This is a genomic window from Streptomyces africanus (assembly GCF_030816955.1).
Taxonomy (GTDB): Bacteria; Actinomycetota; Actinomycetes; order Streptomycetales; family Streptomycetaceae; genus Streptomyces; species Streptomyces africanus.
The window spans coordinates 3,682,370-3,695,561 of sequence record NZ_JAUSYP010000001.1; the positions used below are offsets into that span (position 1 = coordinate 3,682,370).

The following is a 13,192-nucleotide window of genomic DNA, read 5'->3' on the forward strand; positions in this document are numbered from 1 at the left end:
CGCCGCCCCACCGCATCAGCGCGGTGGGGCGGCGCCCTCGGTGACGGCTCCCCGGCACGGATCAGGCACACATCACGCGGCATCGTCCTCCAGGGTGGCGACCGCCTCGGCGGCCTCACGGGCCTTCCGCTCCGCCTTCTCCAGCTTGGCCTTCGCCTTGGCCAGTTGCTTGGAGCGGCGCTTGTGCATCTTCTTCGAGACCTCGTCCAGACGGTCAGGGAAGAGGTGCCCGTACGTGTCCAGGGTCAGCGTCGCGGACTTGTGGCCCAGCATCGTCTGTACGACGTTGACGTCCGCGCCGCTGGCGATGGCGAGCGAGGCCGCCGTATGGCGCAGCTTGTGCGGGGTGACCTTGAGGTGCCCCAGCCCGGCCTTCACGACCGCCGGTGCGAAGAACCGCTGACGGAAGTTCCGGGCCCGCAGCGGGCCGCCCTGCGGGGCCGTGAAGAGCAACTGCTCATCTCCCCGCCCCCGGACGTGCGGCGCCAACTCCTCGGCCAGGAACCGCGGGATCGGTACCGAACGGCGCTCGTGGTTCTTGGGGGTGTCGAGGTAGAGCTTGCCGTTGTCCTCGGCGTACGCCTCCACGATGTGGGCCCGGCAGGCGTCCAGGTCGACGCGGCCCACCTTCAGCGCGGACGCCTCGCCCCAGCGCAGGCCGGTGTAGGCCAGCAGCAGGATGAACACCCGGTAAGCGCCTGACGCGTTGGCCAGTGCGTCGACCTGCATGTCGTCGAGGTACACGTGGTCAGCCGGCATCGCCTTGGGCAAGGGCACGCCGACAGCCGGGTTGGCTGCCAGACGACGGGCCTTGACCGCGTAGCCGAGAACGCGGCTGAGGACGACGTACGCCTTGCGGACCGACCGGCGGCTAAGCTTCCTGCCGCCGGTCGCCTCGCCGGACAGCAGATCCGCGAGCCACTCCGCGATGTCCTCGAAGTGAATGCGGTCCAGCTGGGTGGTGCCCCACTTGGGGATCACGTGGACGTCGAGAACGCCGCGGTAGCGAGCCCGGGTTGAGCGCTTGAGGTGGAGCTGGGCCGCCAGCCAGGACTCCGCCACCTCGGCGAACTTCACCCGCGCGGCTGCGGGATCGCGGTAGGAGCCGTCGTTGAGACGCGACTCCATCCTTGTCCGCTCCGCCTCGGCGTCGACCTTGCGGGCGAAGGTCTTCTTCTTCGGCTTGCCGTCAGGGTCGTACCAGCGCACGCGGTAGCGCCCCGGTGGCGTACGCCCCGCGCTCTTGGCTTCCGCCACGGCACGCACGTATGCCGCGTGCCCTATGCGGTCCTCAATCCAGACCCGCGCCAACTAGCACTCCCTCCGATCATCACCGGACACTGACGGGAGCGGCAGGAGCAGGGTCGTGGGAGAAACGCCGAGCGCGGTGGCGAGGGCGACGAGGTCGTCTACGTCGCATCGGCGGCGGGCGCGTTCGGTGCGGCTGAGGGCGGTGTTGGCCATCGGACGGCCCAGCGCGGTGCAGCGGGCGGCGAGCTGGTGCTGGGTCAGGCCGCGCGCGAGGCGTAGGCGCTCGATGGCGCGTGCGGTGTGGAGGCCGGCGGGGCCTATTTCGACAGGTCGGTTGGGCATGACAGATAGCTGTAACTTGCAGCCGGCCGCCATGGCAAGAGTTAGTTCTTAAACTCTCCAAAAGGCGTCCAGGGGCGAAGTGGTGTTCGTCTCGTCGAATTCCGATACATCACGAGCCGTTTCAGCAAGGAGGTTGTGCTACCTTCCCTCCGCGCCAAAAATATGGGCGATTTGAGCGGCTATCGGATGCGGTGTCCGGTGGGCTGGCCGTTTCGCTGCTGACTGCTGGGCGCCGCCTCTGAGCTGCTGAGGTATCGGATTCCGGCACCTTAGCCGGTCGCTTCTCCACAGAAAACTTCTGCTTCCGCGGGAGCGATTTCGGCAACCGGTGATTCACCCTTACTGTCTTGGTCTTCCCCGGTGACGCCGAGGGAAGTAGCCGGGGTTCAGAATCCACTCTGGATGCTTCCCCGGGTGGTGTGGCTGTGCTGTCCACGCCTGCCATCCATAACCCTGATTCCGATATGGAGACCTCATTGCCGAACCACTCCCCGCGCCTTGCCGGCGCCGAGCGTGACCAGCTCGCCACTCCCACCGACGTGGCCGCCTACCTCGGGGTGCCGGTGAAGACGCTCTACCAGTGGAAGTACCGGGGCATCGGCCCCAGCGTCCACAAGGTCGGCCGTCACCTGCGCTACCGCTGGCGGGAGGTGGACACGTGGCTGGACGCCCAGACCTCGTACGACCTCACAGCCTGACCCGGCGCCCGGCGCGGACAACGGAACGGCCCCCGGCGCGCCAACGCCGAGGGCCGAAGACTCCCCTGTCGATTGCCCATCCCTGAACGAACGAGCTGGTGAGGGGCGGGACCTTGCCCGTCCTGCCCCTTGCCGGAGAGGAACGCCTATGGAGGACTCTACGTCCCCCAGCACCACGAACACCTCCCCCATCGACTGGCCCACTCCCGCCGTCCCGGCAAGGGCATCCCCTGGCACCGCAACGATCAGGCGGACACACGGCCCCCCGCGTCGGGGACCGTCGAGCACGCGGCAGATGCGGAAGCACGCGGTCCCCAGCCTCCCTTTGACGCGGCTGCTTTTGGGGACCGTCCCCGCGACGTGCCCACTGCCCGGTCCCCGCACGTCCCGGTCCCCGTATCGACATCCGGCGCAAACCCGCAGGCCAGCGGCGGGAAATCGGGGACCGGTCCCCAAGAGGCTGCAGTTGCACCAGGGGACCGTCATGGGGACCGTGATCACGGTCCCCGCCGGTCGCTGGGGGCCGACACCCCCGTGGCGGGAACCGCCCAGCAGGAGGGGACCGGTCCCGTCGACGCACGGGGACCGGATCACGAGGTCGGTCCCCGGCCTCCTCGGGGACCGGAAGACCCTTCGGAACAGGGTTCCGGTGAGGGTGCCGTACTGCTGGATGAGTTGCGGGCAGCGATCGGCAAGTACGTCGTGCTGCCCAGTGACGAGGCGCTGACCGCGGTCACCCTGTGGGTGGCGGCCACGCACATCCAGAGCGTTCTGCAGCACGCGCCGCGCCTGGCGGTCGTCGGCCCGACGAAGGGCTGCGGCAAGTCCCGGGTGCTGGACGTACTCCACGAGACCGTCCACCAGCCGATCATGACGGTGAACATGTCCACGGCGGTGCTCTTCCGCGTCATCGGCAAGAACCCGCGCACGATCCTGGTGGACGAGGCCGACACCATCTTCAGCAAGGCCGGCGAGAACGAGGAACTGCGCGGCCTGCTGAACGCCGGTCACCAGCGCAACCGGCCCGCCTGGCGGATCTCCGGTCCGGAGCACAAGCCGACCCCGTATCCGACCTTCGCCATGGCCGCGCTGGCCTCGATCGGCGACCTGCCCGACACGATCACGGACCGGGCGGTCGTGCTCCGCATGCAAAAGCGCAAGCCCGGCGAGAAGGTGACCCCGTTCCGCTCGCGCTACGCCGTACCGGAACTGAACGCACTGCGGGACAAGCTGGCCGCCTGGCTGGGACCGCTGCGCGGCACGGCCGCTCGCATGGCGCCGACCATGCCGGTGGAGGACCGGGCGGCGGACACCTGGGAACCGCTGGTCATCATCGCCGACCTGGCCGGCGGCCACTGGCCCGCCCATGCCCGTGCGGCCTGTGTGGCGATGACCCGGTTCGAGGCCGTCCAGGACGAGCAGACCAACCTGAAGACGCGACTGCTGCGCGACATCCACCGCATCTTCCAGGCACACGGCAACCCAGAATCCCTGTCCTCTCTGGATCTGGTTACCGCTCTGCTCCAGGACCCCGACGCCCCCTGGGCGGAACACGGCACCAAGGGACTCAACGCCCACCACCTGGGCAACATGCTGAGGGACTTCGGCATCAGCCCGGCCAACTACCGCTTCGACAAGGGCAGGCAGGCCAAGGGGTACGCCCGTAACCGGTTCCTCGACAGCTGGGCCCGGCACTGCCCCGACCTCACCGAGACGGCGCCCGCCCCCGCGCACGACGCCACACCTGCGCACCGGGCCCAGGGCAAGCCGCCCGCCGCCCCGGCGGGCCAGCTGCCCGTCGGCCCGCCCGGCGGCCCCACCGGCCCCCACCGCGCCCGCTGACCCGCCTCCCCCCAAGGTCCGTATCACTGCGTCGCATCCGTCCCCGCGCAGGTCAGCGCGGGGACGGATGTCCTCGCCGGGACGGACTTCTCCGTACCTGCCCGAGTGTCCGTACCTGTCCTGACCAGGCATGGGACGGATGCGACGCACGTGACACACCTGCCGCCCCCTCACCAACGGAGTACTCCGATGCGCGACCTGCACCCCGAACACCCCATGCCCCAGAAGCAGATGCCCCGCACCCCCGTCACACGCGCAGCAAGTTGTCGGGTAAGGAGTCCTTACCCGGCCCCCGCCCTGGAGGGTGCGGAGGCATCCGGCGCAGGGGCACCGGAGTCGGTCGGCCCGGGGGAGCCGACCTGGACTGGGGGCAGCGAGCCGTCGTCGAGCGTGCCGCAGCAGCCTGCGCCGCGTCGCCGTCTGCGTGACAAGCAGCTGCGCGAGCGACGCGTCCACCCCCGCTACAACGACGACGAGTTCGCCCTCGTGCAGAAAGCCGCCGCCCTGAGCCCGCATGCAGCCCGGCGGCTACGTCGCCGAGTGCGCGCTCGCCGCCGCCCGTGCCGAGGGCCCCACCGCCGCCGTCGCCGACTACCGCGCCATGGTGCAGACGCTGATGGCCGCCAACCGGCAACTCGGCGGCATCGGCAACAACCTCAACCAGCTCACCTGGCACCTCAACAGGGACGGCGCCTGGCCCCACCCCGACACCGTCCAACGGCTCCTGGACCGCGTCGAGGCATCCATCGCCGAGGTGGACACCGCCGTCGCCCAGATCACCGAGGGGCGGTGAGCCCTTGATCCCGAAGATCATCCTCGGCAAGGGGCCGGAGGCCACGCGCCGCACGATCGGCTACCTCTTCGGCAAGGGCCGGGCCAACGAGCACGTCGACCCGCACCTGGTGGCCTCCTGGAACGACTTCGCCCCGGACCCCGGCCGCAGTCCCCACCGCGACCCGAAGGAGGTGGAGGCGCAGCTCGCCGCGCAGCTCGACCAGCCCGTGAAGATGCTCGGCGACAAGGCACCCAAATACACCGTGTGGCACTGCCCCGTCCGTGCCGCCCCCGAAGACCCGCTCCTCACCGACGCCCAGTGGGCGGACATCGCCCGCCGGATCGTGGCCGCCGCCGGCGTCGCCCCCGACGGCGACACCGAAGCCTGCCGCTGGGTGGCTGTCCGCCACGCCGACGACCACATCCACATCGCCGCCACCCTCGTACGGCAAGACGGCCGACGCCCCCAGCGCGACTACGACCAGTGCGCCGTCCAGCGCGAAGCCCGCCAGATCGAAATCGACTACGGACTGAGGCGGTTGAAGCCGGGCGACGGCACCGCCGCCAAACGCCCCACCAGCAAGGAGCACTTCAAGGCCAAGCGCCTGTGCCAGGACGCCACCTCCCGCGAGATCCTGCGCCAGCGGGTCCGCCGCGCCGTCGCCGCCGCAGCGGATGAGACCGAGTTCTTCGCCCTGCTGGAGGCCACCGACGTGAACGTGCGCCTCAAGCGAGGCCCGTCCGGCGACGCGCTTGGCTGTAACTTCGCCCTGCCCGGCGACACCAACGACAAGGGCGACCCGGTGTTCTACTCCGGCTCCACCCTCGCCCCCGACCTCTCCCTCCCCAAGATCCGCCAGCGTCTCGCCACCACCAGCCCCGAGCCGGTCACCGTCCGGCCGGGCAATCCGTGGCACCAGGCCACCGCCGCCACCGAACGCATCCCCCACCACCTCACCCACGGCGACAACCCCACGGGGCAGGGACAGCTGGTCGCGCTCGGGGCCGCACTAGACCTCCTGCCCGTCACCGCACCGTCGGCGCTGAAGGCCGAACTCGAACAGGCCGCGGCCGTCTTCGAGCGCGCCACCCGCTCCCGCATCGCCGCCGACCTGGACAGCACACGCGTCCTGCGCCGCAGCGTCCAGGCGATCTGGAAGGACCCCGCACGGCACGAGGACGGTGCCGGGCTAGCGATGCTGCTGGACGTCGCGCTCACCGCGGTCGCCTACGCGATGCACTGGCACCGCAGCCGCCAGCACGCGCAGCAGGAGGCCGCAGCGGAACAGGCACTCCTCCATCTGCAGGTCGCGTACGCGCAGGTCGCTGGCCCGGTCCTGACGGACCTCGCACGCCGCTCCCCTAGCCTTCAGACCAAGCGCCGCTTCGCCCACCACCTCCAGCAGGCAGCAACGGAGCACGCCGAGCGCATCCTGGCCGACCCCGCCTGGGATGCCCTTGCCGCCGTGCTCGCCGAGGCGGAAGCAGCCGGACACAATCCGACCGCGATCCTCGACCGGGCCCTCAGCCAGCGCACTCTCGACGACGCCCACAGCCCTGCACGAGCACTGACCTGGCGCATCCGTCGCCTCGGCGAACGCCACACACCCGGCCCACGAGCCCAGGCAGCCAACGCGCACTACATCGAGGGGCACCCCGCCGCTCCGCGCCCGCCGCAGCCTCAGGCGCGGCGGCGTTGATCACCTCTGTGCCCGGCCGCCACTGTCCGGCCTGGGCGCCTGGGGTTTGCGGTGCTTGCCGGTGCCGGAGCCGAGTGGCTTCGACACCGGCCCTGAAGGTGAAGGATCGTTGGCCTCTGGGTACAGGATGGCTTGGGCCTCGGCCAAGCTGTCGGCGAACCCGTACGGCTCCCATGCGTGCCCGTTCCAGCGCTCGATGGCGCGGCATGCATCCGGGTTCAGATGCGATGCCCTGGGCCCGTCGCCGGGCACGACAGGGACGGCGCGAAGTCGGCCGATCTTCGCGTCACGGCGTTCCGCCCAGTCCCTCAGCGGCTCGTCGTCCATCCTGGCGTTCCTCGCGTCGGTGGCGGCTGTCTCAGGAGGGTAGCGGCCACCGCGGGCCGTTCGGGTTCCCGAGCCAGACGGCCTGCTGGTCGCGGGAGACAGTCACGCCGAACGCCGCGGTGTTCGGTGAGCCGTACTCCTCCCAGGTAGCCACCGCCGATTCGACCGCGTCCCACAGGCGGCGGGGGCCGCCCTGGCGGACTTGCCAGCCGCTGTCCGTGGGAGCGAGGACGGCGAAGGAATCGGTAACGCTGTCCAACAGAAACGTGCGGACTGGGCCGCTGTCGACCGCCATCGAGAAGAAGCGGGCGTCCGGCGCCGCGAGCTGCGCCATGAACGCCGGCCCGGAGCTGGTGAGAACTTCTGGCCCGCGTGCGGCTCTCCGTACCGTCCCGTCGTCGGGCCCCGGCACCATGCCGAGGCTCTCCGGTGCGTCCTGCTGGCGGGCGATCATGAAGCTTGGGTCGTCCTCGCTGAACCAGCCGCTCGCGCTGTCAGTGGTGACGATGAGCTTGACCAGGCCGAGGGAGCGCAGCCAGCCGCGAAGGGTGGTGAGGATGACGCCGCCCGGCCGGACCTGCTCCAACCAAGCGAGCGGGATGCTGCGGAAGCCGCACGTGGCGATCAGCCGGTCGTATGGGGCTCCGTCGGGGTGGCCGGCACGGCCGTCCCCCACCAGCAGGTGGGGCGTATGACCGGATTCGGTGAGGGCGTGGCTGGCTCGGCGGGCAACGCCTTCGTCCGTCTCGATCGAGGTCACGCTCTCGCTACCGAGCCGGTGGCACATCAGCGCTGTCGAGTATCCGGTTCCGGTGCCGATCTCCAGCACGTTCATGCCGTCCTGCACATCCAGGTCTTCGAGCATCCGCACCACCAGGCTCGGCAACGTCGAGGACGAGGTCGGGGCCGCGTTGCTGATCGGCTTCGGCTCGGCCCAATCGATGTCCTGGCCGTCGAACTGAGTCATCCATGTCTCGTCGGTGTAGACGAGCCGGAGCCACTCCTCCTTGCCGACCGTCTCCGGTGTGACCGGCTCCCAGGTGGTGACGCCCGGGACATGGCTCTCCCGGTAAAAGCGCGGGATGAACCTGTGCCGGGGCACGGCCTCCACGGCGGCCCGCCACTCAGGTGAGCGCAGCCGTCCGTCCTTCTCCAGTTGCCGGGCGAGCCGGCGCCGGAGATCGACCGCAGCCGTCTCGATATCGGTCTCACTGGCCACAGAGTCCTCCTTCCAGAAGATCGGCGAGTGCCGCAGTCATCGGCAGACCGGTCGGCGGCTCCATCCATGCCCACTGCCCGGAAGGATTGCACTCGATGAAGATCCACTCGCCGGAGTCGGTCAGAGCGAAGTCGAACGCCCCGAAGACGAGCCCGAAGTGCTTCAGATAGGCATGCATCGACCGCTCCACCGCGGGCGGTGCGGCAAGCGGCGTGTAGGTGTGGGTGCCGTAGTCCGTGCGCCAGTCGAGGAGACCGGAGTCGATCCGCACGGCAAAGATCTGCTCGCCGATCACCGTCACCCGGATGTCGGCGACCTTGTCCACGCGCGTCTGGAAGAGGTGCATGCTGCCGGTCACGGAGTTGTCGATCTCGTCGGCGGCCACCTCGGTGACGGGGACGGTCTGGGCCTTGCCGTCGACCAGGTAGAGCGGGACCGAGATCGGCTTGAAGATCGCCGGACCGTGCTCCTTGATGAAGGCGCGTGCGTCGTCGGGAACGTTGGTGACGAGCGTGGGCGGCACCGTGAAGCCGGCCGCCGCCGCTGCCGCGAGCCCGGCCGGTTTGTACTCGGCGTCGCCGATGCGGTTGGGGTGGTTGACGTAGAGGCAGCCGGGCAGGGCGGTCAGGATGCCGCCGAGCCCGTAGCGGGCCTGGGCCGCAGCGAACCGTTCGTCCTGCTTGTCGAGATGGGGGAAGGCGAACCCGGAGGGGCGCCGGTAGTACATGGAACGCACCGCGCCCAGGTCGGCACGCCGGCTCGGGGTCTGCACGCTTCCCCGCCATCTGTCACTGTCGCCGCCGATGGCGGCCGAGCACGACAGAGTGGCGGGGAAGTCACCGGAGTCGAACCGCACGACCGGGACACCCCGGTCGTGCAGCTCGGCGATCACGAAGTCCGCGGTCGGGTCGTCGAGGTTGGTGACGACCAGGACCGGACGATCGTCTTTCGTCACCAGGGTCACTGGTCGGTGTCGTTGCCCGTGTCGCTGTCCGGGGAGTCGCTGTTGCGGTCGCCCTGGCCCGTGGTGCCGGTCGCGGGATTCGTACCGGAGGACGTGCCGTGGCCCGGGGACATGGTGGGCACCCCGGAGGCATCGAAGTACCGGGCGGTCTGCGTCTCCGGGTCCAGCGTCACCGTCGCGTAGGCGGGGTCCTCGGCGGGCGGATACGGGGCAATGCGACGAAGACCCCACGGGGCCGCCGTCAGATGCCCCTGCGGCAGCGGGCTGCCCGTGGGGAATCGATCCATGTGGTTGAACACGGTCTTCCTTCCTGTCAGAAGTTCTGTTCTTCGCCTGACTTGCTCACCCGCACGGGCATCGCGGAAGGCGGTCCTGCTCGTGCGGGAGTCTCAGGGGTTCCGGGAAGAAGAGGCACCGGGGCCTACGTCGTAACCGGACCAGGGTTCCGCAGCCCGCCCAGGACCCGTTGAAGGAGGCTGATGTCCGGTGCGCGGGCCTCGGCCGCCAGCCGACCGTCGCGGTACCAGCGGCTGAGCTGCTGCCGCCACGCGATCTCGGCACGCTGCATCTCCGCGCGGATCTCGCCGAGAGCCAGTCCCGACTCGACGCGCAGCCGCACAAGGTCGGCGGGGGTCAACCGGACCGGCTCTGGGACAACAACCGCGTCGGCCTGGTCAGACGGACGCGTCGGGCCGAAGGCCAGTTGCACGCACGCGTCCGGGAACGGGTCTCCGACCAGTTCCTCCGAGGACAGGAGCCGTAAGGAGATACGCGAGATCAACATGCGGCCGGCACCCGCAGCTCTGCCCAGACGAGCTTGCCCCAACGATGCAGGTCGTAGCCCCACCGCCAGCTCAGCGACTCGACCAGGAGCAGACCACGGCCGCCCTCGGAGTCACCTTCAGGGCAGCCCGGTTCCGGGGTGTCTCGGCACGTGTCGGCAACGCCGATCCGAATCACTTCGGCCGTCTCACGCCGAATCACCACACGGACCGCGCGACATCGTGTGTGGCTGACGGCATTGCTGATCAGTTCCGAAACGATCAGAGTGCCCACCTCGGCCAACTCGCCTATGTCCCAGGTGTCCAGAGTCGCGGAGACAAGCAGACGTGCGCGGCGCGCGGATTCCGGCTCGCACGGCACCGTCTCGGTGTAGCCCGGAACACCAGTCGCGGTTGGCTTGGCGGCGGTCATGGTCACGGGGTCATCCCTCCGAGGCTGGGACGCCCGCCCCGCGAAGGGTGCGCAGGAGCGGGCTTTCCTCCACGCCATCGAGAGGCAGGAAGGGGAATCTCGCCCGCTCAACGGCTGGTACCGAGTCAACGGCACTTGGCCGACGACGAACAGGAAATGTCGCGCCCCGCAGCACCTACGCGAACCGGAAGACTTTACGCTCCGGTGACCTCGAGTCTGGTTCGGCCGGTAACCACAGGGCTACGGTCGGTCCATGGGAGCGAACGCCATTCTCAAGGGCCGGATGGAGGAACTCGGGCTCACCCAGGAAGAATTGGCTGGTCGGATGAACGCTGCGCTGGCAGAGATCACCGGCAGGCCCGGTGACGTCTCCGACCGCACGATCCGCAACCTCCTCAATGGAACCTCCCGCCGCCCCATCGGACGCACGTGTGCAGCCCTGGAGCGGGTGTTCGGTTGTCCCGTCGAGGACTTAGGGTTCAGCGCACCACGCACCATGCAACACCCGCAGGAGGACCCCGTGCGGCGTCGCACTTTCCTCACCTCAGCGACCGGAAGCGCAGCTGCCACCGTTCCCTTGGTGGCCCAACGCCGGACAGTCGGCATGTCGGACGTGGCCCGGCTCGCTGCCGGGATGAACGCCCTTGTCGAAGCGGACGACCGCCAGGGCGGACACACGGCACTGGAGAAGGCCGCCGCCCAGGGCCGCACCAGGGTGCTGGAACTACAGCAGCGCAACGCTGGCGAACGCGTCCGCAGAGCCCTGTACGCACTGGCCGCCGAGTACACCACCATCGCCGCCTGGTCCTGTATCGACGCCCGCAATCTCGACCAGGCCCAGAGCTACCTGAACGAATCAGCGACGTACGCCGGCCTCTCCCAGGACGGCCCCACCGAAATGCGGGTCTGGGTCAACCTCTCGATGCTCGCCTACCAGCGGCAGAACTGGCCCGAAGCCCTCGCAGCGGCCCAGGCCGCGCAAGCCTCCTCAGCGGCTCGCCGAGACCCGTTCTTCGACTCGCTGGGCCGAGTCCGCGTCGCCCTCGCGTACGCGGCTCTCGGTGACGCCCGTGCGGGCCTGCGTTCACTGGGATCAGCCCAGGACACTTTCACCAGGGTGGCCGACCGAGAGCGTCCGCGCTGGACCGCCTTCTACGGGCAGGCCGAACTCGACCACCTCGCCGCAATCGTCCAGTTCAACAGCGGACGCCACCCTCATGCCGAAGCCATGGCTCACCGTGCGCTGGCCAGGATCCCGACCGCCTTCCGGCGCAACAAGGCCCTCGCGACCGCCCAGCTCGCCCTTGCACAGCTCCACCAGGGAGAGGCCGAACAGGCCACGGCCTCAGCCACCGACGTCTTCACCATCATGGATGGCGACCCATTGCCCGGCCGTATGCGCACACTCATGGGCGACTTCCACCGGGGCCTGTTCATCATGGCTCCCTCCGCCTCCTGCGTACGAGACTGGGCAGACCGCATGCGAACCGAATGGAGCCGAGCGTGACCGACCTGCGTCACTTCCAGCACGGAAACCTCCCCGAGGTCTTCCGGCAGATGCTCATCGACGTACACGCCGACGCCTACGCCGACCAGATGGACGACCCCTTCCACCAGCGCTTCGCCTGGTTCGTCGACCACTGGACCGGCATGGACGGCTTCTCCTGCGTGGTGGCGTACGACGGAGACGAACCGGTCGGCTTCGCCTACGGCGCCCCGCTCACCCCCGGCCGCGAATGGTGGCGCTCCACCGCGTACGAGCCGAACAACGGCTACTCCTCCACCTACGCAGTCTCCGAGGTGATGGTGCGCCCAAGCTGGCGCAAGCAGGGAATTGCCGACCGCCTGCACGAGGCGCTACTCAAGGAACGTACGGAAGACCTCGCCGTGCTGCTGGTCGACGTCACGCACCCCAAGGTCCAAGCCCTGTACGAAACATGGGGATACGCCAGAGTCGGCGAGCAGCAACCGTTCGCCGACTCACCGGTGTACGCGGTCATGGTCAAAGACCTTCGGGACTGAGTCGCAGTCAGCCAGTGACAAGACGGCTGTCGAACCCTGCCCGCACAAGTCGCCCGTGGCCGCCGGCCGTCGTATAAGGTGTCCCACAACGCCTGGATCGCGCTGACCGTGGCGGTGGACCATCTCCACTGCTTCCGCTCTACGTTCGCGGACGACCTGCGGGACAACTCGGTGTCGATCACGCTCCACACCCACGGGCAGTACTCACTGCTGCGCGGCGCCTTCGAGAACAGCGCCCGCGCGGTATGGATGCTCGGCCCCGCCCAGCGCCTCGTACGCGTGCAGCGGCGCTTGTCCATGCAGGCGGGCGAGAACAAGAACTCCGACCGCATGACCGCGCTCCTCCAGCAGCAGCCCAAGCGTCCGCTGGACGTACGCATGCAGCAGCTGACAGACCTCGTCATCAAGGCGGGAACGGACCCGGACAACGCCAAGAAGGCCCTCCGGCCCCCCGCTTACTCGGAGATCGTGCGCGAAGCGGGCGCCCTGACGCCCATGGGCGCCGAGGCCGAGGTCGTGTGGACCAGTTGCAGTTCCCTGGCCCACGGCGACACTTACGGCACTCTCAGCGTCCTGGAGCGGACCATCGTAGGTACCCAGGACCGTGTGAACCTCGCCCAAATCACCAGCTCCCCCAAGGTGCTGTTCTGGGCCACGGACCGCACCGTCGCGATGATGCAGCGCGGCTTCGACCTGTTCAAAGAACGAGCCACCTGTCACCGCTGAGGCGGCGGACGGTCCGACAACCCTGCGCCTCCACGCCAAGCGCCCGGCGTGCGTATGGCCCTGCACACAAGAAAGCCGAAGTATGGACGGAACCACAATCGTTCGAGTGGGCCTGCGGCACCGCCGTACAAGC

General features: G+C 69.2%; 15 protein-coding genes. 7 read left to right on the forward strand and 8 right to left on the reverse strand.

Annotated elements, in window-relative coordinates:
• Window positions 1-72: 72 nt before the first annotated feature.
• Both QF034_RS16885 and QF034_RS16890 read right to left on the reverse strand, forming a co-directional pair.
• Window positions 73-1,257: a tyrosine-type recombinase/integrase gene (locus QF034_RS16885; RefSeq protein ID WP_307175753.1), complete on the reverse strand. Its 1,185-nt coding sequence runs from the start codon at window positions 1,255-1,257 to the stop codon at window positions 73-75.
• A gap of 54 nt (window positions 1,258-1,311) precedes the next feature.
• Complete coding sequence (locus tag QF034_RS16890; RefSeq protein ID WP_307175754.1) at window positions 1,312-1,593, reverse strand: helix-turn-helix domain-containing protein; 282 nt, start codon at window positions 1,591-1,593, stop codon at window positions 1,312-1,314.
• Window positions 1,594-2,069: 476 nt separating this feature from the next.
• Here QF034_RS16890 and QF034_RS16895 point away from each other — a divergent pair, with 476 nt between their 5' ends.
• The 4 genes from QF034_RS16895 (at window position 2,070) to QF034_RS16910 (ending at window position 6,607) form a co-directional block, all read left to right on the forward strand.
• Window positions 2,070-2,291 (forward strand): helix-turn-helix transcriptional regulator, encoded by a 222-nt coding sequence (locus QF034_RS16895; protein ID WP_370880807.1) that lies wholly within the window; start codon window positions 2,070-2,072, stop codon window positions 2,289-2,291.
• A 675-nt stretch (window positions 2,292-2,966) separates the two neighbouring features.
• Entirely contained in the window at window positions 2,967-4,133 is a 1,167-nt protein-coding gene (locus QF034_RS16900) for a DUF3631 domain-containing protein (protein ID WP_370880808.1), read from the forward strand.
• Window positions 4,134-4,647: 514 nt separating this feature from the next.
• Entirely contained in the window at window positions 4,648-4,926 is a 279-nt protein-coding gene (locus QF034_RS16905; protein WP_307175756.1) for a MobC family plasmid mobilization relaxosome protein, read from the forward strand.
• A gap of 4 nt (window positions 4,927-4,930) precedes the next feature.
• Window positions 4,931-6,607, forward strand: a complete 1,677-nt coding sequence (locus QF034_RS16910) for a relaxase/mobilization nuclease domain-containing protein (protein WP_307175757.1) — start codon at window positions 4,931-4,933, stop codon at window positions 6,605-6,607.
• On the opposite strand, the gene QF034_RS16915 is transcribed toward QF034_RS16910, so the two are convergent.
• The 6 genes from QF034_RS16915 to QF034_RS16940 all read right to left on the reverse strand — a co-directional run bounded on the left by QF034_RS16915 (window position 6,608) and on the right by QF034_RS16940 (window position 10,311).
• Window positions 6,608-6,934, reverse strand: a complete 327-nt coding sequence (locus tag QF034_RS16915; RefSeq protein ID WP_307175758.1) for a DUF6087 family protein — start codon at window positions 6,932-6,934, stop codon at window positions 6,608-6,610.
• Between the two features lie 31 nt (window positions 6,935-6,965).
• A complete protein-coding gene (gene tgmC, locus QF034_RS16920) occupies window positions 6,966-8,153 on the reverse strand; it encodes an ATP-grasp peptide maturase system methyltransferase (RefSeq protein ID WP_307175759.1) in 1,188 nt (395 codons plus the stop codon).
• The gene (gene tgmB / locus QF034_RS16925) at window positions 8,143-9,108 is read right to left on the reverse strand and encodes an ATP-grasp ribosomal peptide maturase (RefSeq protein ID WP_307175760.1); all 966 of its coding nucleotides are present in this window, start codon (window positions 9,106-9,108) and stop codon (window positions 8,143-8,145) included. Before tgmB ends, tgmC begins: the two co-directional genes overlap by 11 nt.
• A 5-nt stretch (window positions 9,109-9,113) precedes the next feature.
• Window positions 9,114-9,416, reverse strand: coding sequence for a putative ATP-grasp-modified RiPP (gene tgmA / locus QF034_RS16930; protein ID WP_306966158.1), 303 nt, complete (start codon window positions 9,414-9,416; stop codon window positions 9,114-9,116).
• A gap of 122 nt (window positions 9,417-9,538) precedes the next feature.
• Window positions 9,539-9,901 (reverse strand): hypothetical protein, encoded by a 363-nt coding sequence (locus tag QF034_RS16935; RefSeq protein ID WP_307175761.1) that lies wholly within the window; start codon window positions 9,899-9,901, stop codon window positions 9,539-9,541.
• The gene (locus QF034_RS16940) at window positions 9,895-10,311 is read right to left on the reverse strand and encodes an ATP-binding protein (RefSeq protein WP_307179896.1); all 417 of its coding nucleotides are present in this window, start codon (window positions 10,309-10,311) and stop codon (window positions 9,895-9,897) included. The genes QF034_RS16935 and QF034_RS16940 overlap by 7 nt, the downstream gene beginning before the upstream one ends.
• 283 nt (window positions 10,312-10,594) lie before the next feature.
• On the opposite strand from QF034_RS16940, the gene QF034_RS16945 reads away from it, so the two are divergent.
• The 3 genes from QF034_RS16945 to QF034_RS16955 all read left to right on the forward strand — a co-directional run bounded on the left by QF034_RS16945 (window position 10,595) and on the right by QF034_RS16955 (window position 13,059).
• On the forward strand, window positions 10,595-11,818 hold the full coding sequence (locus tag QF034_RS16945; protein ID WP_503167799.1) for a helix-turn-helix transcriptional regulator: 1,224 nt from the start codon (window positions 10,595-10,597) through the stop codon (window positions 11,816-11,818).
• Window positions 11,803-12,333: a GNAT family N-acetyltransferase gene (locus QF034_RS16950; protein WP_307175763.1), complete on the forward strand. Its 531-nt coding sequence runs from the start codon at window positions 11,803-11,805 to the stop codon at window positions 12,331-12,333. The genes QF034_RS16945 and QF034_RS16950 overlap by 16 nt, the downstream gene beginning before the upstream one ends.
• Before the next feature lie 78 nt (window positions 12,334-12,411).
• Window positions 12,412-13,059: a hypothetical protein gene (locus tag QF034_RS16955; RefSeq protein ID WP_307175764.1), complete on the forward strand. Its 648-nt coding sequence runs from the start codon at window positions 12,412-12,414 to the stop codon at window positions 13,057-13,059.
• Window positions 13,060-13,192 lie beyond the last annotated feature (133 nt).

What these genes read in the sequence shown, in the direction of transcription:
- QF034_RS16890 (WP_307175754.1), bottom strand. Translation starts at nt 1,593, where the DNA reads ATGCCCAACCGACCTGTCGAAATAGGCCCCGCCGGCCTCCACACCGCA.
- QF034_RS16905 (WP_307175756.1), top strand. Translation starts at nt 4,648, where the DNA reads ATGCAGCCCGGCGGCTACGTCGCCGAGTGCGCGCTCGCCGCCGCCCGT.
- QF034_RS16950 (WP_307175763.1), top strand. Translation starts at nt 11,803, where the DNA reads ATGGAGCCGAGCGTGACCGACCTGCGTCACTTCCAGCACGGAAACCTC.
- QF034_RS16940 (WP_307179896.1), bottom strand. Translation starts at nt 10,311, where the DNA reads ATGACCGCCGCCAAGCCAACCGCGACTGGTGTTCCGGGCTACACCGAG.
- QF034_RS16915 (WP_307175758.1), bottom strand. Translation starts at nt 6,934, where the DNA reads ATGGACGACGAGCCGCTGAGGGACTGGGCGGAACGCCGTGACGCGAAG.
- QF034_RS16945 (WP_503167799.1), top strand. Translation starts at nt 10,595, where the DNA reads ATGGAGGAACTCGGGCTCACCCAGGAAGAATTGGCTGGTCGGATGAAC.
- QF034_RS16935 (WP_307175761.1), bottom strand. Translation starts at nt 9,901, where the DNA reads ATGTTGATCTCGCGTATCTCCTTACGGCTCCTGTCCTCGGAGGAACTG.